The organism is Embleya sp. NPDC056575, assembly GCF_042793325.1.
Classification (GTDB): domain Bacteria; phylum Actinomycetota; class Actinomycetes; order Streptomycetales; family Streptomycetaceae; genus Embleya.
The window spans coordinates 151,497-170,562 of the sequence record NZ_JBHTVA010000009.1 but is presented as its reverse complement, the minus strand read 5'-3'; the positions used below and the strand labels follow the sequence as shown (position 1 = coordinate 170,562).

At 67.7% G+C, this 19,066-nt stretch carries 11 protein-coding genes, 1 tRNA gene and 1 riboswitch; of the genes, 5 read left to right on the top strand and 7 right to left on the bottom strand.

What is annotated here, in order from left to right; all coding sequences use genetic code 11:
* Positions 1–92 precede the first annotated feature (92 nt).
* Positions 93–1,451: an MFS transporter gene (locus tag ACFRCG_RS09555; RefSeq protein ID WP_380030267.1), complete on the bottom strand. Its 1,359-nt coding sequence runs from the start codon at positions 1,449–1,451 to the stop codon at positions 93–95.
* A gap of 216 nt (positions 1,452–1,667) precedes the next feature.
* On the opposite strand from ACFRCG_RS09555, the gene ACFRCG_RS09550 reads away from it, so the two are divergent.
* The 3 genes from ACFRCG_RS09550 (at position 1,668) to ACFRCG_RS09540 (ending at position 4,208) form a co-directional block, all read left to right on the top strand.
* On the top strand, positions 1,668–2,135 hold the full coding sequence (locus ACFRCG_RS09550) for a winged helix-turn-helix transcriptional regulator (RefSeq protein ID WP_380030224.1): 468 nt from the start codon (positions 1,668–1,670) through the stop codon (positions 2,133–2,135).
* A 476-nt stretch (positions 2,136–2,611) separates the two neighbouring features.
* A riboswitch (cyclic di-AMP (ydaO/yuaA leader) is annotated at positions 2,612–2,750 on the top strand.
* Between the two features lie 8 nt (positions 2,751–2,758).
* A complete protein-coding gene (locus tag ACFRCG_RS09545; RefSeq protein ID WP_380030223.1) occupies positions 2,759–3,850 on the top strand; it encodes an NlpC/P60 family protein in 1,092 nt (363 codons plus the stop codon).
* A gap of 285 nt (positions 3,851–4,135) precedes the next feature.
* Positions 4,136–4,208, top strand: a tRNA-Lys gene (locus ACFRCG_RS09540).
* Between the two features lie 436 nt (positions 4,209–4,644).
* Here ACFRCG_RS09540 and ACFRCG_RS09535 read toward each other — a convergent pair.
* From ACFRCG_RS09535 to ACFRCG_RS09510, 6 genes are all read right to left on the bottom strand, one after another.
* The gene (locus ACFRCG_RS09535) at positions 4,645–6,924 is read right to left on the bottom strand and encodes a UvrD-helicase domain-containing protein (protein WP_380030221.1); all 2,280 of its coding nucleotides are present in this window, start codon (positions 6,922–6,924) and stop codon (positions 4,645–4,647) included.
* Positions 6,921–13,676, bottom strand: a complete 6,756-nt coding sequence (locus tag ACFRCG_RS09530; RefSeq protein ID WP_380030220.1) for a DEAD/DEAH box helicase — start codon at positions 13,674–13,676, stop codon at positions 6,921–6,923. The genes ACFRCG_RS09535 and ACFRCG_RS09530 overlap by 4 nt, the downstream gene beginning before the upstream one ends.
* Before the next feature lie 150 nt (positions 13,677–13,826).
* Positions 13,827–14,777 carry a hypothetical protein gene (locus ACFRCG_RS09525; protein WP_380030219.1) on the bottom strand — a complete coding sequence of 317 codons (951 nt, stop codon included), beginning with the start codon at positions 14,775–14,777 and terminating at the stop codon, positions 13,827–13,829.
* Between the two features lie 60 nt (positions 14,778–14,837).
* The gene (locus ACFRCG_RS09520) at positions 14,838–16,028 is read right to left on the bottom strand and encodes a DUF3696 domain-containing protein (RefSeq protein WP_380030218.1); all 1,191 of its coding nucleotides are present in this window, start codon (positions 16,026–16,028) and stop codon (positions 14,838–14,840) included.
* On the bottom strand, positions 16,021–17,232 hold the full coding sequence (locus tag ACFRCG_RS09515; protein WP_380030217.1) for a DUF262 domain-containing protein: 1,212 nt from the start codon (positions 17,230–17,232) through the stop codon (positions 16,021–16,023). Before ACFRCG_RS09515 ends, ACFRCG_RS09520 begins: the two co-directional genes overlap by 8 nt.
* Positions 17,233–17,403: 171 nt before the next feature.
* Positions 17,404–17,853, bottom strand: a complete 450-nt coding sequence (locus ACFRCG_RS09510; protein WP_380030216.1) for an ATP-binding protein — start codon at positions 17,851–17,853, stop codon at positions 17,404–17,406.
* Between the two features lie 158 nt (positions 17,854–18,011).
* Between ACFRCG_RS09510 and ACFRCG_RS09505 the strand changes: the two genes are divergently transcribed.
* Together ACFRCG_RS09505 and ACFRCG_RS09500 are read left to right on the top strand one after the other, a co-directional pair.
* Positions 18,012–18,857 carry a Scr1 family TA system antitoxin-like transcriptional regulator gene (locus ACFRCG_RS09505; RefSeq protein WP_380030215.1) on the top strand — a complete coding sequence of 282 codons (846 nt, stop codon included), beginning with the start codon at positions 18,012–18,014 and terminating at the stop codon, positions 18,855–18,857.
* Positions 18,854–19,057 (top strand): DUF397 domain-containing protein, encoded by a 204-nt coding sequence (locus ACFRCG_RS09500; protein ID WP_380030214.1) that lies wholly within the window; start codon positions 18,854–18,856, stop codon positions 19,055–19,057. Before ACFRCG_RS09505 ends, ACFRCG_RS09500 begins: the two co-directional genes overlap by 4 nt.
* The last annotated feature ends 9 nt before the right edge of the window (positions 19,058–19,066 follow it).

Below are 19,066 nucleotides of genomic sequence, written 5' to 3'. Positions count from 1 at the left end.
GGGGGGGGGCCCCGGGGGGGGGCCTCCTCCCCCTCCCCCCGCCCCCCCCCCCCCGGGGGCGAGCGGCTTCGTCGGCTGTGGGGCGACACGCGCTAGGCGGCCGGCCGCCGCCCGCGCGGTCCGAACGCGGTCACCGCCGCGCCCAGCGCCACCCCGACCAGCGGCACGATGAGCGCGGTCCGGAAGCCGTCCAGCTCGGAGCCGCCCGCACCGGCCAGGACCGCGGTGACCGTCGACAGGCCCAGCGCCGCGCCGAACTGGAAGGCGGTGTACAGGAGTCCGCCGGCCAGGCCCTGTTCGTCCTCGTCGATGCCGTCGGTCGCGGCGATGGTGAGCGGGCCGTATGCCAGCGCGAAGGCCAGACCGAGCAGCAGCATCGTCGGGAACATCGCCACATAGGAGGTGTCGCCGTCGATCGACAGGAACAGCGCGTACGCCGCGGCGGCGGCCACCATCCCGCCGAGGATCACCCGCAGGTTCCCGAAGCGCTCCACCAGCCTCGGTGTCAGCGTCGGCGCGAGTACCGCGTCCGCCCCGACCGCGAGCAGCGCGAAACTGGTCTCCAGGGTCGACCAGCCGCGGATCTCCTGGAGGTAGAAGACCGCGATGAACTGGAAGCCGAAGAACGAGCCCGCGAACAACATCGCGCCCAGGTTCGCTCGGACCAGCGCGCCCGAGCGCAGGATGCCGAGGCGTACCAGCGGATTCGCCGTGCGGCGTTCGACGGCCACGAAGGCGAGCAGGAGGGCGAGCCCGCCCGCGAAGGCCACGATCGTCCAGCCCGGGCCGTCGGCGGGGTGTTCGAGCCGGACCACGCCGTAGACCAGCAGCAACATCGAGCCGGTCACGCCGATCGCGCCGACGAGGTCGAAGCCCCCACCGGACTCGGGCCGCTCGTCCCGGGGGATCAGCGCCGACGCCGCCGCCAGGATCACCGCGGCGAGCGCGACCGGTACGAAGAACACCAGCCGCCAGTCGATCGCCGTCAGCAGTCCGCCGATCACCAGGCCGAGCGAGAAGCCGCCCGCGGCGGTGCCCGCGTAGAAGAGCAGTGCCCGGTTGCGCTGCGGCCCCTCCGGGAAGCCGGTGGTGATGATGGACAGCCCGGCGGGCGTCATGAAGGCGGCCGAGGCGCCGGTCACGAAGCGGGCCACGATCAGCATCCAGCCCTCGGTGGCGAATCCGCCCAGGCCGGAGAAGACCAGGAAGACGGTCAGCCACAAGAGGAACATCCGCCGCCGGCCGAGCAGATCGGCGGTACGGCCGCCGAGGAGCATGAAGCCGGCGTAGGCGAGCACGTACGCGCTCATCACCCAGCTCACGCCACCGGTGGACATGCCCAGGTCGTCGCGGATGGTGGGCAGCGCGACGTTGAGCATCGCGACGTCGATGCCCTCCAGGAAGATCGCGCCGCAGAGGACGAGCAGCATGCCCCAGGCGCGGGGGCTCATGCGGCCGGCGGGGGCGTCGCCGGGGGCGGATTCGGGGGCGGATTCGGTGGCGCTGCCGGGTGTGGACGTGGATGTGGACATGCGACAGCCCCTCGGGACGCGGGTGGGTGGGATCGCGGTGGGATCGCGGTGCGATCGGGGTACCGGGGGTCGGTTCTTCGGACGAACCCGGTTCCCTCTTGTAACCGACCCCATCCTTCGGCAGCATCGACTTCCATGGAAGAAGGCACTTCGAAGGAACCGACCCCCTGCCCGAGTAACCAGGAGGACTACGACGCCCTCCAGTGGGACGTGCGCGAGGGGTGCGAGGTCCGGCAGATCCTCGACCGAGTCGCCGACAAGTGGTCCCTTCTGGTGATCGCGATCCTGGAGAGCCGTACGTTGCGCTTCACCGAGTTGCGGCGGGAGATCGACGGGATCAGCCAGCGCATGCTCACCGTGACGCTGCGCCAACTCGAACGCGACGGCCTGGTGCGCCGCACGGTGTATCCGGTCGTGCCGCCTCGGGTGGACTACGCGCTCACCCCGATGGGGACCACGCTGCACACCACGATCCGCTCGTTGGTCACCTGGACCGAGGAACATCAGGAACGCATCGCCGAGGCGCGGGCGGAGTACGACGCGCGTGTGGGAGCGGAAGGCGACCTGGCGGTGGCGACGGCGGGGCGGTCGGTGTCGGGGTAGTGGGCGCGGCGCCGAGGCGAGGGGCGATTTTCGAATCCGGGTTCGGGGTCTGTCCACACCTGTTCGATGTCGCTCGAGGTCGCGTATTCGCCTCGGATCGGCCGGGCCTTGCGAATGTGCGGTTCGAAAAGGACCGGCAAGCCCGGCGAAACGGCGGAACCTCGCGCGTGGTAACCCCGCCGTCGGCCCATTTCGCGGGTGCGGCGACGTTTGCGGAGGTCGGACGGCGGCTCCTTGCCACCAATCGTTGCCAAAACGGTCCAAGATCGACTTTCGGGATTCCGAGTGCTTTTCCTGTGATACGACGACGGGTGAAACGGAACTCTTGGTAAAGTTTTGGTAATGCAGAGACTCGGGGTGAGGGTCGTGACACGCCTGTGACTATCGTTCTGCGATAGGCGATCGGCTCCACGTCGGCCACCCGGTCGACACGATCGCCTCCGCCGAATTCGGTGACGGGTTTCGGTGACGGTGGGCAACCGCGGTCGCCGCGACACGAAGCCGGAACCGGGGACCCTTCACAGTCCCTGGGGTGAATCGGTGCTTCGGCACCGTAGGGCGCCTTCTTCCGCCCGAACCCGTCAGCTAACCCGGTAGGCGGCCGAGGAAGGAGACCGCCGCCAGTGGCGTCCCAGCGTCGATCCGGGCAGCACCGCAAGCCCAAGCCGCGCACCGCCGTGCGTACCGCCGCGACCGTGGTCACGGCCGCCGCGACGATGACCGGTGTGATGACCTTCGCCGGCACCGCGAGCGCGGACCCCGCGCAGTCGTTCCAGCAGACCAAGGACCGCGTCAACCAGCTGCACAGCGAGGCGATCAAGGCCACCGAAGCCGCCAACCGCGTCGACGAGCAGATCACCAAGCAGCAGGGCACCGCGAACCAGACCCAGTCACGGATCACCGAGGAACAGGCCGCGCTCAACACGCTGCGCGACCAGATCGGTGTCCTGGCGGCCAACCAGTACCGCAGCGGTGGTCTGCCGCCGTCGCTCTCGCTCGCGCTCAGCGGCGACCCCGAGGGTTACCTGCAGAAGTCGCAGATGTTGTCCCAGCTCGACGGCCAGCAGGCCGCGAAGCTGAAGCAGATCGCGGCGCAGGCCCGAGTTCTCCAGCAGGACCGCACCGAGGCCTCCTCGCAGCTCGCGGAACTGGAGAAGCTGCGCACCGAGCTGAACCGGCACAAGGGCGAGATCCAGAACAAGCTCACCGAGGCACAGCGCCTGCTGAACACGCTCACCGCGCAGCAGCAGAAGGAAGTCCTCGACTCGAACGACCACAAGAACGACGCCGGTTCGCGCACCGAGACCGACCGCAGCTCGCGCGACAAGGCGGACCCGCCGACGACGGGCAAGGACGTCCCCGTGTCCGGCCGGGCCGCGGCCGCGATCGCGTTCGCGCGGGCCCAGATCGGCAAGCCGTACGCGCCGCGAGGTGTGGGCCCCGACTCGTACGACTGCTCGGGCCTGACCCAGGCCTCGTGGCGAGCCGCCAACGTCTCGCTCAGCCGCACCACGTGGACCCAGGTCAACGACGGCCCGCGGATCTCCAAGGACGCGCTCAAGCCGGGCGACCTGGTGTTCTACTTCTCGGACAACTCGCACGTGGGCATGTACATCGGCAACGGCAAGATCATCCACGCCCCCCGCCCCGGCAAGAACGTGACCGAGGCCCCCTTGGACTCGATGCCGTTCTACGCGGCCATCCGACCGGGCTAGACCGACCGCGTCGCACGACGATCGGTCCGGGAGGGGGCGAACACCCCTCCCGGACCGATCGTCGTTGTCGGCGCCGCCGGCGCCTCGGGGCACGCGGTAACCGGGGTAGGCGGTATGTGCGTCCATTTCGTACACTCCGGCCGTTTCGCGGCGCCCCGCGCTCCCGCCCGTGCGAGTCCACATCCCCGCAGGTCACGGCGTGTCCGGGGATACTCGCAGCATGTTCGATCCGATACCGGTACTCTGCCGGTGGGCAAAAAGCGGATCACCGCCGGACGCCCGACGGGGCCGTTAGCTCAATTGGCAGAGCAGCGGACTTTTAATCCGCGGGTTCAGGGTTCGATCCCCTGACGGCCCACCCGTCGATCATCGCTTCCAATGCGGTGACCAGCATGTTCGCACTTGTGCCAAGCCTGGGGCTCCTCGCCGGGCATCGAAGGTGAGCACAAGGTGAGCACGGGCGCACATGGCGGGCGTCAGGTGCGCGCGAAGGCTCTCAAGCTACCGGTCACTCTCCGCTATGGAACCTGCTGTCGAGCGGTGCGTCCGGCGCTCAGGGTCGCTGATCACCTATGGCCACCATCACACCGACCCCTTCACCCGGCGCCGCAGGCCGCGATCTGTCGCCTCGATGAGCCGGCGCCGACGCTGTTTTTCGAGCACCGCGTCAACAAGGCTCGGTGGAAGCCGACCTTCCCGCCGGTTCACGCGCCCGGCAGCCATGAGCACTGTCGACGCCGTTAACACCGCCGAGGAGGATGGGAACGTTCGCAGTGATCACACCTGTTGACACGTCATCGGTGCACAGCGCTGCTCCTCGCTCCCAAGGAGCGAAGGAACCGACTCGGCTCTCCATGCCAGGAGATGGCCAAGGCGTCCCGGGCTCGGGTTGCGGCGACGAACAACAGCGAGCGGGCCCGCTGCAATTCACGCTTGTGCCGGGACGGATCGGTGCGCGCCCAGTGCTCCACCGCCGACCTCGGTACCAGGCCCTCGGAGACGCCCGCGATGATCATGCGTTGGTATTCGAGCCCCTTGAAGCGATACATGGTGCCAACGTGCACCCCTTCTTCGTGGCGGGGGCCGTCCTGCGTGATCTCTGTGGATACGATGCCTCGTTGGGCAAGTCGGTAGGCCATCTGCGTGACCATGTCATTCGTCGGCACGCAGATCGCCACGGACTCGCGGGCGACGTCGTGCCACTCCCCGAGCTGCTCCAGCACGAGATCCATCTCGGCGTCCCAGCTCGCCGCGGAACGTAGGACGGGACGTACTCCGTGCAGCACCGATCGATACCCGGCAAGGTCGTCACCGCCGCCGTCGAGGTCGTCGTAGTCGACGCCTTCCAGGACCCCGACCGCCGACTTGAGAATCTCCCGGGTCGTGCGATAACTGAGGGTCAACTTGGCTGACCGCCCGCGGATGTTGACACCCAGGCTGCCGAGGGTGACCTGGTTGTCGTAGATCCTTTGGTGGGTGTCACCGACCAGAAAAATGTCGTTTCGATCGGTCGGTACCATCGCACGGAGCATCTTCCAGTGGGCCGCGCCGAGGTCCTGTGCCTCATCGACGACGATGTGCCGATAGCGGTAGCGCAGCCAGGCCCCAGACCCGGATTCGACATGAATGTTGCCGGGGCCGCCTCGATCCGCGTCCCGCCGCGTCCGGCTGTCGATCTTGGCCTTCCGGGCGATCTCGAGCTGGGCTGCCCGCTCGGCGACCTGCCGATGCGTCTCCAACCCCTTGACGTCCAGGCGCTGGGTGAAGCGTTCGGCGAGTTGCCAGACTTCCGCCCGCTCTGTGCGTGAAAGGCTGCGCCCCCGACCCGCCCTTCGGACGCGGAAGTAGTCGGCACGTGAGGTGACCGCTTGCCCGAGAATCACCTGATTCCACTCGTCGCTCAGAAATTCCGCGTCCCAACGGTTCTCGCCGGCCTCCACCAGGAGTTGACGCCACTCGTCGAGTGCCTGGCCATCCTCTATACGTCGCTTGGACCGACCAGGATCGGACTCGCTGACGACTCGTCTCGCAAGCTGGTCGACGTGAGTGATCTCGACGCGCGACAGCGTCTCGGGACCGCCCAGGGAGATCAGTCGAGCGCGTAGATCGGCGGCCAGGTTCTTGTTGAACGTCGTCAACAGAACGGGCTTGTTGTGCCCGGGGGGCAACCGGTCGACGAGATGCTTCACCCGGTGCAACGCGACAATGGTCTTTCCTGTACCCGGCCCGCCGCTCACCCGCGCGGGGCCCGAGAAATCGCGATGCACCAACTTCTCCTGGGAAGGATGGAGGAAGACCTTCCAGCGGCCGAAATCCCCTTCGTCCAGGATGCTTTGCAGCGATTCGTCGTCCGTGACGATCACGGCCTGCGAGCGCCCGACGGCCGCCTGCCAGTCCTCGACGTCGAATCTCTCGTCCTGCTCGGCCGCGACGGGCTCGGTGACCTGTTCGCGAACCTGCTCATACGGAACTCCGTCGCGCAGCCTGAGCAGGACCTCGCCGGTGTGCCGGGGGGCGTACTCGGCGAGGCCGAGAAGCTCGTCGTCGGTGGTCAGCTTCGCGACGATGGGGATGAGCGGTTCGGCCACGCCGAGCGCCGCCAACTCCTCGGCGCTGTACCGCGCGAACAGCGGCTCGGGTGTGGCCGGCCGTTCCTCGGTGACCGGTTCGGCCACCGGTGATGGGGCGGGAGTCGCCCGGTACAGAACATCCTTCTCGACATCCTGGAGGTCGACATACTCGATCGCACCGGTCACCTGGTTGATGCCGTAGGCCAGGCGATCCAGGTGCTGATGGACCTTGGCCCGGTCCTTCACCGAGACGAGCAGCCAGTCGTTGCCGGCCAAGCGCAGCAACAACGCCCGATACTGGCGATTGACCCGCGCCGACCACAGCCGGCCGTCGCCCTTGAGGGGCTTGAGATCGAAGCCGGGCGCGTTCGGATTCTTGCGGAATTCGTGCTGGAACTTGTAGACCGCGCCGACGATCGCCCGGTCCAGCTTGACGATTTCCTTGTCGGCCTTGTCCAGCAGACGCAGAGTCGCGCCCGAGGTCGGCGTGTCGGCGCTGCTCATTGGTCCTCCCGGTCGTCGTGCCCGTCCACGTGGTGTGCCGCTCGCGGCGCGTGCGTCAGCGCTTCGGCGAGTTCCACGGCCGTCCACGCGGCTGCGGTCCGCACGATCCAACCTGCGGCTGCGTAGGCCTGATCACGCGCCTCGGCGTCACTGTCGGGCGCACCGTCGGCATCCGGCCGATGGGCCAGCACCACGCCGACCCGATGCTCGGGCCAGGCAAGTTCGGCGGGCCACGCCGCATCGCCCAGCTCGAATCCGGCGAGCGGCGCGGGGATGCCCATGTCGGCCAGTGTTTCGGCCAGTTCGGGCAATCCTGGGTCCTCCACGAGGTAGGCGAGGACTTCGTCCCAACCGTCGTCCCGTGCCCCATCCGACGCGGCGACCACCGCGTCGGTTTCGCGTCGAGGCTTCGAAACCGATTCCCCCGTGTGGCCTCCTTCAGGGGTGTCGACCGCGTGCGCTCGTCGCGAGGCCAGCCAACCCGCGCCACCGGTCACGGCCAGCTCGACCGGGTCGAAGCCGGTCAGTTGGCTCGTCGCGAGTTGCACGCCGTCGCCGTCGCCGTCGTTGAGGAATTGCAAGAGGTTGGTCCAGTACAACCAAGCCTGCCACCGCCTGCGATGCGCCTGCCGGTCACCACCCACGGCCTGTGCGCTGTCGTCGAGCACGGTGAGCGCCGTCCAGGCGGCTGCGGACTGACCCACTCGCAGGTCGAGCGCGATGGTCAGTGGGCAACCGGCGGCGTCCCTGGTCGCCATGATCTGCACGGCCCCCCGGCCGCCTGCCAATCGGTTCCCCGCCAATGCGTCCGAGACGTGTCGGGCGATCTCGGGACCATCCGCGAGTGCCCTGCTGGTCGCCGATACGGCGGCGAATCCGGCCAGCGCGCTTTGCGTGCGACGGCGCCACAGATCGGGGTCGGGGCTGGTCAGATAGCCGATCAGGGTCTCGACCGGATTGGTCCACACGAACCGCGGCAGGTCACGGGGGTCACCGGCATGCAGACGCCGGTGAATGTCCGAAGCGGTCTTGCGTGCCGTGTTGTGGTAGGGCGCCCACACCGGATCGGTGGGCTCCCTTGCCTGCCCGGTCCAGATCCGGACGTCGTCCCAGGTCAGTTGGAAGACCTGCCAACCGCGATCGGCCCGCAGCCGGGTGCGCTTCATCGCATCGTCCGCGATCCGGTTGTACTCCGAACTCGCGTGGTATTTGAAGCCGTCGAGGTAGACCGCCACCCGTCGGCGATCGTTGTCGAGGCTGCGGAAGACCACGTCCGGGCGGGTGAAGCCGAGGTCGGTCTGCGTCTCCATCTGCCAGCCGCTGACCCTGCCGTCCGGTGCCGTGAAGCGCAGCGTTATGTCGCGGCCCCCGTCCGGGCTGAGCGCGGAACGCACGCTCACGTCGTCGGTGCGCTCGGCCCACTCGAACAGGCCACGTCGGAAAAGCGCTTCAAGCTCGCTTTCCACCTGATGGACCAGGGTGATCTCGCGAGTGGTGGCGACCGGCTCGATCCGCCATCCCTCGCCCTCGCGCCCGAGAAGTTCGCCGAGCATGTCGAGCGCGTGTTCACGAGAGACCAACTCATACTCGCTGTCGGTCACATGCCGCAGCAGGCAGCGGTGGCACGCCGTTCGCCCCTCGGAGACGCACACGCACGTCTCGATGACTCCGCGCGCTCTGGTCAGGACGTCGCGCAGACCCTCGGGACCGGCAAGGCGGTGCAGGTAGCCCGTCCCACCGGGCAACGTGTCGTACAGCACGAGGTAATGCCGATTCGCCCCCGACGGACCACCGTCCGGATCCGCCATCGAGGAGGCAACCACCGCCAAGTGGTCCGGGTCACCGCCGTAGCTGCGGGCGATGCCCGCCAACACGACCGCCTTCAGCGACACCAGTCGTTCCTCGGTGTGCGCCGTGACGGCGGGAATGAGGATGCGTAGCGCCTCGCTGCGCAACTCGTGGGCGAGAAGCAGTTTGACGCCCGCTCGCATTGCACGGGTGTCGCCGAGTGTTTCCCGTATCCGAGGGCACCAGGGCCGGTGGTATTTCGAGGGGCTGACCGGTACCGGACTCCCATGGTCAGACGGGGGCCCGCCGTCCGCGTCCGCGTGGCCGCAGGCGTCGCAGACCCAGAAAGGATTCAGCCGTACCACCCGCCCGGCGAACGAGTCCTCGGCCCCTCCCTCGACCCGAGCCACCCCGACGTTGATGTGGCGGATCATCGCCTGGCGAGTGAACTCCCAGCCGAACGTGGCCTTCTTGTGTCGCCAAGCCTCGTCGATGTCCTCTTGGGCGATGTCCACCGCCGGCACGATCGTGTAGTGACGACGCTCACGGTCGTCGAAGTCGTCACGGACCCGCACGTCGTCGCGCTGGTCCCGGGCCTGAACCCGCTGGGGCACCAGGACCCGGTGCAGGCAGCCGACATCGCCGATGGCGGTGCCGGCGCAGCGCGGGCAGACCGAGGCGTCGGCTTGTGCGCGGTGGGTGCGTACGTGCCCGCAGTCGGGGCAGATCCGCCACCATGTCCAGGCCGGCCGATCCGCACTGCCGATGTCCAGGCCCGAGATCCGATGCTTGTAGCCCTGCACGTAGTAGTGGTTGCCGGGCGCGAAGTCCTCCAGCGCCAATCGAGCCGAGCGGTCGTACTTGAGTACCTTGCTGTGGTGCTCGGCCCCCCCGTCGGCGCCGTTCTCCTTCCAGGTGAGGGTGGCCTCCAACTCGGTGACGGAATCGACCAGGCTGTAGTTGGGCAGCAGGCCGAAGTCGATGAGCGCGCCGTGCGCGGTGTCGCGACTGATTTCCCCCGCCCGGCGGGCGACGGCCCGACGCTCGGCGCGCAATTCCCGGCCCTGCCGCTGGTGTTCCGGGTCACCGGCGACGAGCTCCCCATGGGCCTTGTCGATCGCATCGATCCGGCGTCGCAACTCCTCACGACGGTTCTCCCAGGCCCGCCGAGCTTCGTTCAGGGCCGTGGAGATCCCCCCACATGCGTAAGCCCGCAGTGCGTTGGCGGCCTGTGGGCTCACCCCCGTGCCTCGATCCTCGTTGTAGGCAGGAAAGAGCGCGAGGAAGTCCTCGACCAGGCGGGCACCCGCGGCGAGCGCCGCATGCTCGAACTCGGGCATCCAGGCCGACGGGCCGAACAGGTCGGTGGCCAGGCGCGGCAACGGCGGCACCGGCAGGTCGTCATCCGGGGCGGGCAATCGCTCGGCGGCGGCAAGGTCCAGCAGATGGGCCAGGTATTGGCGACGCAGGATTGCGACGGCGGACAGGAAACATCCCGGTGGTTGGATGTCTCCGGCGATCATCAGCCGAGGATCGGCCAGGTAATACCGGTCGCGGGGGCCGCGGTCGACCATGGTGAGCAAGTATGCGTTGCCGCTGCGCCGTCCGGCCCGACCTACGCGTTGGACGTAGCTGGCCGGCCCCTTCGGCAGTGAGGCGAGCACCACCGCGGACAGGTCGCCGATGTCGATGCCCAGTTCGAGCGTCGGCGTACAGGAGAGTACCTGCGGGTTGGCGTAATGGGCGCTGGTCCCGGCCCTGAACGCCTGCTCAACCGCCTCTCGTTCGGGACGACTGAGGGTGCCGGTGTGTTCGGCGGTGTTGATGGTGAAGACGCCGGCCTCGCGATACATCCGCCGGTAGAAGTCCTTGGTGAAGTCCCGCCCGCGTATGCCGCTTTCGAGGTCCGGACCGATGCGCAGGGACCCGCCGCACCGATAGCGCGGACAGGGCTGGGCATGCCAGTGGTCGCCCAGTTCGGGATGGATCGTCTGCTCCCATGAACAGACCGGGCAGTGCACGGACGCCTCCGCCACGCTGTCGTCGTCCAGTTTGCGCACCTGGATGTGACCGGGCTGGAGACCGTAGACCCGGGTGGCGCCGTCCTTGGCGGTACGGACCGAGACCACCCCGGCGTCGGCGAGCGCAGGCAGCAACCGGACCAGAAAGGCGTTGGCGGCGTCGGCACGCAACCCGAGGCTGCGCCGGGTCCAGTCCTGATACCAGCCCAGTCGTCCCGTGAGCACGTCGAAATCGTCGGACCTCGGTTTGGGAGAACCCAACAGGAACGCCGGGGCCGACAGGCGTGGGCCGAAAGCGGGCATGCCGGTCGCCCGCCCGCCCCAGATCAGCCAGCGCCGCACGCCGGCTTGGTCGATCCAGCCGTCCAGCCACGAGTGCCGGATCGCACCGCGAATGCGCAGCCGCTCCAAAAGCCCCCGCACGTGGCCGAGATAGCGCTCGGGGCCGGGGTGCGACCCGTCCGGCAGCGCGACATCACCGGGAATGGTGTGAAGGAGATCGCGCACGATGTCGTACACGGTGTCGGGGTCCGTGATGGGGACGTCCGCCGCGACGGTCCGGGTCAGTTCCAGGGTGCGGCCCTGTCGTGAACGCAGGCCGAACTCCATGACGGCTCCGAATGCGAGCCGTTCGGCGATCAATTCCCAGGTGTCGCGGGATCCTCGGCTGCGTCCCGCGAGCAGGGTGTCCACTCCGCGCACCGTGTGCAGGTCCGGTGGGATCACCGCCGCCTGCACCTTCTTGCTGTCCCCCACGGCCGTGATCAGATCCGCCGCCAGGTCGCTGAGCGCGATGGGCTCGTCCTCCGCGATCCGGCTGGCGAGCAGGGAACGGAACGAAAAGGTGTACGCGCGGCTCGCGACGAATCCGGCCCGGTGTGCGGCGTCCTGGACGGAGTCGTTGAACAGGAGGGTCTTGTCCTCCTTGAGATTCTCGTCGAGTTCGCCACCGGTGAAGAGCTGGGTGATCGAGGCCGCTGCCAACGCCGCGAGACCCGTCCCGAGGTATCGGATCGCATTGGTCGTACGGCAGGCAGGGCACTGATCCCGCTCGGCCGCTCGGTCGTCGGCGAGATCGGTTACCACGAACGCGCCGTCGCGTAGTGGTTTCGCCGCGCGCGGCCCGCCGTCCCGCGACGTCTCGAAGTCGCGCTCCGGCGACACGGGACGCAGGCGACCGCTCAACGCGTCGAGCACCATGACGGTCGGGCCGCTGCGAGGAGTCTCCCTGGCGAGCGCCGTGTCGTATGCCTGCGCAACGGTGGCCGCGATCATGTTCCGGACACGACGCTTGTCCCGTCCGACCGACGCGCGGCGGATCTTCGTGGCGTTCATGTCCAATTCGGCCGGATCCGATTCCGGGGACAGGGCCGCCCATCCCGAGCGCCCGCACTCCCGGCAGAAGACTGCCGGCAGGAACACCTGGGCGGGGGCCGGCGCGCTGTCGTCGGCGGGGGCGGCGTCCCCGTTCTCGGTCGGTCTCGATTCCTGGGTGCCCCGGATCGGCCGAGCCCGTCGGCCGCCGGAGGTGATCCGCTCGTCGTCCCACTGGAACTCGGCTCGCGCCGCGGTGACCCCGCGCAGGACCCTGGATACCGATCGCACCCAGTGGTGAATCTCGATGGACAACAACGGACGTTGCGGGTCGTCGGGATCCCGGGCCGTCGACAACAGCGCGATGTAGCGGGCGAGAGCCTGGGCCGCGACGCTCGGCCGCTGCTGTACGGCCACGCCCCAGTGGTAGGCGTATCGGGGCAGGACCTCCATGACCTCGGCCAGGGTGCACGGGCGTCCGTCGAGGATCTCCAGGATGGCCGCGGTCAATCGATGCCGCCGCAGCAATGCTCCCAGTTCCGCCGGGGTCGAGCCGGTCACGCCGGTGAAGGCCGCGGCCAACCGTTCCAACGCCTCGACGTCGCGGATCGGGTCGCCGAAAGCGGCCACCTCGTCGGGCCCCGGAAACGGCAGTGCGAAGTCGCTGGACCCCGTGAACTCCGTGACGCTGCGTCGGTCTTCGCTCACCACCGCCTCGGGCGGGAACGGCACCCCGAAGACCTGTTCGGCCACCTCCAGCATGCTGTTGCCGCTTGCCTCCACGCCTGCCCCCAGGGTGGCGGACGTGGCGACCGGACAGACCGCACCGAGCGGTCGGCCCGGTTCGCTCAGCCCGGTGATCGCACCGAGCCTGCGCAGCAGCATCGCCACGTCGGTGCCCTGCGCGCCGTCGTAGGTGTGGAACTCGTCCAACACGACGTAGGCGAGAGCCGATCCCTGCCACAACCGCTGGTCCTGCGGCCGCTGAAGCAGCAGGTCGAGCATTTTGTAGTTGGTGATCAGGATGTCCGGGCGGGTGTTGCGGATTTGTTCCCGGTCCACCTCGATGCGCGGGTTGGCCCGCTTGAAGTCCTGCGAGGCCCGGTCGCCGATGTAGAGCGCGGCGCGTACACCCGCGTCCCTCAGCCGGGCGTCCTTGGCATCGGCGAGGTGGTTGTTGATGCGGTGCGCCTGATCCGTGGCGAGCGCGTTCATCGGGTACAGGAGTACGGCCTTGACTCCCTCGCGCCCCGCTTCGCGCTCCCGTCGACAGTGGTCGAGCAGCGGAACCAGGAACGACTCGGTCTTGCCGGAACCGGTACCGGTGGTCACCAGGGTCGGTTCGGCCGGTCCGTTGAGTGTGGACAGCCGCTCCCAGGCCAGTTCCTGGTGCCGATGTGGCCGGAAACCGCGTGGCCACCACGTCAGATGGCGCTGCCAATCGTCGTTCCGGGCCGATCGGAAAGGCGTGCGGACACGGAGGTAGGGGCCACGGAAAATGCCGTCGTCGGCATCACCGAGGAACCGCTCGAGGGCCAGCCGCGTACCCTCGTCGGCCAGTGCGTACGTCGTCGACAGGTACTGGCTCAGACTTGCCCGTACCTGCTCGGCGGCGAGAGTCGGTCGCACCTGTGGTCCTCTTTCCGTCCGTTCTTCGCACGTGACCTGTACCCGCGGTGGCGCTCGAGGCCGGGTCGCACGATCAAGGTATCCGGACGGGCGTGCGCCGGGACCCACGATCATGCAACGACCTGTGGACTCGACGGGTGCGGTCGTGGCTCAGTCGATGCCGAGCTTGCGACCGACGTAGGCGATGCGCAGGGTGGCCTGCTCGTGCAGGAGCCGGAAATGGATCCGCCCCGGCTTCGGCGCGAAGTCGGCGTGCCAGTCGAACAGCCGCTTGCCACCGTCGAGATCGGTGAACCAACAGAGCCGTCGGCGTACCTCGAATTCCGGACGTATCCTGACTTCGCACGGAGGGTGAATCGGATCGGTGATCGGATCCCAGTCGGCTGCGGCGGTGTCCAGGATGCTGAGTGTCCTCCCCACCGAGGCGACCCAGGCGGCGGGCAGACCGATCAGATTCTGTTCCACCTGCGGCAGGAATTCGAGATGGGGGAAGAGCGTCGTACGCCCCTCCCACAGGTGCGAACCTTGCCGCGCCGCCCCCAGACCGCCCTTGCGGACCGCCGCGGCGCAGTCCTTGATCCAGCTCAGGTGCGTATCCACGTGCAGCGGGCACGAAGCGTGCCGAATGTCGACGTCGCTGACCTCGATGCCGGGTTGCCCGTCGTCGCCCGTCACCATCTCATCGCGCCGCAACGTCAGTCCGGGCGCGTCCCAACAGGGGTCGACCGGTAACGACACGCCGATGCCGTCCATCAGATGGGCGGCGCCGAGCCCTACCACCGACTCGCCGCGATGGCTGTAGTCGACGTCGTAGAAACCCTCACCCTCCGGAAAGACCGCTCGGTGGGGCCACTTGCTCTGCATTTGAAGCAGCCGTACCCACAGATCCCGGCTGCTCGGCTTGCCGCTCCACTTGCCGATGCTGTGGCCGTTCGCGATCTGGAGGCTCTTGATCGGTTCCTCGGTGACCAGCACCGTGCCTTGGCGGTCTGCGCCGGCCACCGCCAGCACCGCCCGTACAAGCTTGTTCATGGCCGAATCCGCGCGTGCGGGATCACATTCGGATCCACAGGATTTCTCGTTCAGGAACAGCAACGGCACGTTTCCCCCTACGCGACGATCCGTGTGGTTCGACCCGGCTGGACAACCCTGCCCGGCCGGTCAGTCGATGAGCTGGTCGAGCGTGTTCTCCAGCTCGTCGAAGAAGCCTTCCGGCCACTGGTCGAGAAACCCGGCCCGGTCCATCTGCGGGCTGGTGATCTCCACGCCGGTGCCATCGCTGCGGAAGTAGTGCACCACCGCGTGCTCCGGGTCGAGGTCACCTCGTTTGACGGCGAGCCGGACACCGTTGAGCACATGGTCACTGTGCGTTTCGATGATCAGCTGCGCGCCCTGTGCGGCGGCGGCCGCAGCGAGTCCGGCCATGCGGGTCTGGCCGTGCGGGTGCAGGTGCGCCTCGGGGTTCTCGATGAGTACGAGGGATCCGGGCCGCGCGGTCAGGCAGGCCACGACGATGGGCAGCGCATAGGTCAACCCGAACCCGACGTTGGTCGGGCGTCGCCGTCGACTCGTACTCAGACCGCCGCCGAATCCGTACGACAGGCGGACCTGGTCGGTCCCCTCGATGACAGCCGCCTGTACGTCCACGCCCGGGCAGAGTTCACCCATCCAGGCGGATACCTGGGCGAGCAACGACCCCGACCCCGCGGAGGGGTGGCGCAATCGAGCCGGCCGAACCTCGTCCCGGGCGTGATGGCGCAGGAAGTTGACCGCGTGCTCGCCCCGTACCCCGAGAAAGCGACGCCCGATCGCGGCGTGATGGTCACGCGGATAGAACTCTGCGGGGGAGACCCGGTCGGCGTGCAGGTACTGGAACCCAGCTGTGAAGAATCGTGGAAATATCGCGGCATCCCCGTCTGGTCGGTTGGCCTTGCTCTCCGACGTCAGGGGAATGTCGACTTCTACCAGCGGCAGCAGGTTTTGTTCCGCGTCGTAGCCGACGGTCCAGGAGTAGTAATAGGCGCCTTCGCTCACGGCGAGGTTGATCCGCGGCTCGTCCCCGACGAAATTCTCGTGCAGGACGTCCTGTCCGGTACCCAGTCCGACGAGCTCTCCGTTGAGGAGGAACCCGCCGTCGTGTGAGTCGTCGAAACGCTGCTGGGCTCCGTCCATGGCCAGTTCCCTGGCGTAGGCGAGATTCCCGGACGTGTACGACTGTTGGAGCAGCCCGAGTGCCTGGAGGACACTGCTCTTGCCCGACGAGTTGAGGCCGGTCAGCAACGTAAGCGGTCCGAGCGGTAACGCCGCGTTCTGGAACGCCTTGAAGTTCGTCAGCTTCAGTTGGTCAAGCACTGTCCAGTACCCCCCGGAAGAGTTTGGCCATGGCTCCGAACCGCGTGCGCACCTTCTTGATGTCGCCGGTGGCGACCGAGATTGCCCGGTCGAAGTCCCAGTCCTTCATGAGCTCGAAGAAGCCCGCGAGAAGATTGTCACGCGACGCTACCAGGGTGTCACGCTCATGGTCGTCCAGGGCGGCGAGATTGACCGAGACCGTCTCGAACAGAGCCTTGTTGATGGGGGATTTACCCTTTCCGCCCTGCCATTTCCGGAACGCGTGTTCGCCGAACAGCGCCGTGGCGCACGTCATGGCCTTGCGGAACTCGAGTGCCCGTTCGTTGCGACCTCGCTCATCCAGTTTGTTGATGCCGTGCATAGCGTCGACCAGGAACTGATCGAAATCCCGTTGGGTGTGTTCCGCCGGATCCGTGAGCCGGAACGCCATGAAGCGCAGCACCATCTCGCGGTCGGCCATCCGCTCGTTCGACACGCTGTACGCGGTGGCCTCGGTGAAGGTCGGGTCCTCGGCCAGATCGGCCAGGAAATGACGCGCCGGGCCTTTGATCATGGCGTGCCGGATCTCTTGCGCCTTCAGGGGCAGTCCGCCGGTGTTGATCCGCGAGAAGACATTGAACATCACCATCTCCGGAGTGCCCTCCTGGATGATGTGCACGACCAGTTGGGTCTCCCGCAACCGGATTCGCAGGCGGCCGGTCAGATCCGCGTAGCCCTTGCCGTGGAAGTCCCGCAGGTAGTCCAGGCCGCGCAGGGTCAACGGTCGCATGTCGACGGTCTCCGGATCCATGAACCGGGCGATCGCGGTGAGCCGCTGGATGCCGTCGACGACGGCCCAGTCCCCGTTCTTATCCTGCGCCATGTGAAACGAGGAGATCGGGATGCGCAGCAGCAACGACTCGATGAGGCGGCTCTGTTGCACGTCGCTCCAGATGCCCGCCCGGCGCTGGAAGTCCGGCGCGAGGTCGATCATCTCCTCGCGCAGGCGGGACAGCAGCAGATCGACCGTGGTCGCCTGGGTTTCGATCTTGATGCTCTCCGGCCGGAAGGGGGCCGTGAGCTCGATGGCATCGGATGACGGCTCCCGATCTCCGCCTTCCTCGTCGGAGGGCTCCTCGATCTCCACGCCGGTCGGGAAGCCGTCACTGCCGATTTCGACGGGTGGGTAGAGCGAGGGGAACAACCCGGTCTGGAGTGGTTCCACGTCCTCGCCCGGGAGCCGGTACCGCTGATATCCCGCAGGGAGACCGCGCCCGGACGCCCGCCTGTTTCCGCTGTCCTCCCAGTCCGCCATGTGCACCCGTCGCCCTCGGTCGTCGCCGCGTGTGACCCGACACTCGCTCTCGGGCCACCATATAGACGCCGAACGACCACGTCAGTGAGGCAGGTCCAGCTCGGCACCCACGGTCTTCCCGGCTCGGCCGCGGTCGAACACGGTCCATCGGTCGGCGGTTGCCGCCACCAGGAACAGCCCGCGACCGTGTTCCGCTTCGAGTGGTGGAGGTGCGGTGAATTGCCCCACATCGGGCGGGCACCATCCTCCGCGTGCGTCCGAGACCTCGATCCGTAGGGTGCACGCGGTCAGGGTGAGTCGAAGCCGGAAATCTCCACTGTCGACGTGTCCATGGGTGACCGCGTTCGCCGCGAGTTCGGCGATGAGCAGAGCAGCTGTGGCGGAGACATCGGAGCAGTGCGGGACGCCCCAGTCACGGAGTTGATGCACGGCGAGGTAGCGGGCGAGGCGCGCGCCGCGTGGAGTGGAGCTGAAGCGATGGACGAACACCTGTGCGGGGGCGTCCACTTGGCGCGATTGAGTGGGTTTCACCCGTTCACTGTGGCCGTGTTCGACAGCCGCTCTCCAGAGCCGCGACCCGTACGCATTGTGCGTGTACGAGTGCTTTGGGTGGACAGTACGAGTGCTGCCCCGTGATCATTGCCGGGTCGAGAATGCGGGCCGGGGCAGAGCGCGCGGAGGTGGCGACGATGTCGGACGGAGCGAGCGGACCGCCGTACGGAGGGAGCGAACCGGAGCCTTCGGACAGCCTCAGGTCGTTCGGCGAGGTGCTCAAGGCCTTTCGCAGGCGGGCCGGACTTACCCAGAAGGAGTTCGCACCGAAGGTGCGCTACGCGGTCGCCACGGTCGCGTCGATCGAACAGGGCCGCCGCTTTCCTCCGCCGGATTTCGTGGAACGGGCGGAGGAAGCCCTGGACGCGTTCGGCGCGATCCGCGGACCGGCCAGGCACCTGGCCCGACAGCCGGGGTTGGCGAGCTGGTTCCGTCAGTGGGCGCGTCTGGAGGTGGACGCGGTCAGTTTGTACACGTACGAATGCCGGGTCGTTCCGGGGCTGTTGCAGACGGAGGCGTACGCACGTGTGCTGTTCTTGAACCAGCTTCCGCCGTTGATCGACGACGAGATCGAAACCCAGTGGGTGGCACGTCGGGAGCGCCAACGACTCTTGTGGGAACGACCGGACACGGCCTATAGCTTCATCATCGAAGAGCACTTGCTCCTGCGGCAATTGGGGGGAGCGGCGGTCACACGAGATCTCATCGATCACATGCTGACGATCACCGAGTTGCGTAACGTCGAGCTCCAGGTCATGCCACTGACCCGGACCGCGCACGCCGGGCTGGCCGGCCCGATGCAACTGCTGGAGACACCTGAGAACCGGTGGTTCGCCTACAACGAGGCCCAGCGAGGCGGTCTGTTCATCGCGGACCCGAAGGAGATCAGCGTCCTCCAGAAGCGGTATGCCAGGATGCGTTCACAGGCTCTCACTCTCGAAGACTCCGTGAGCCTGTTGCAGCGGACGCGAGGAGCGCTATGAGCAAGTCCGAACTGGTCTGGTTCAAGAGCAGCTACAGCAGCAGCGGCGACGGCGACTGCGTCGAAGTGGGTCACGCTCGCGGGGCTGACGAGCGCGTCCACACCGTCCGTGTTCGGGATTCCAAGCTGGTTCAGAGCCCAGAACTGACCCTGCCGTCGAACGCCTGGGGCAGGTTCCTCTCGAACGCTGCCCAGGTCTGAGCAATCAAG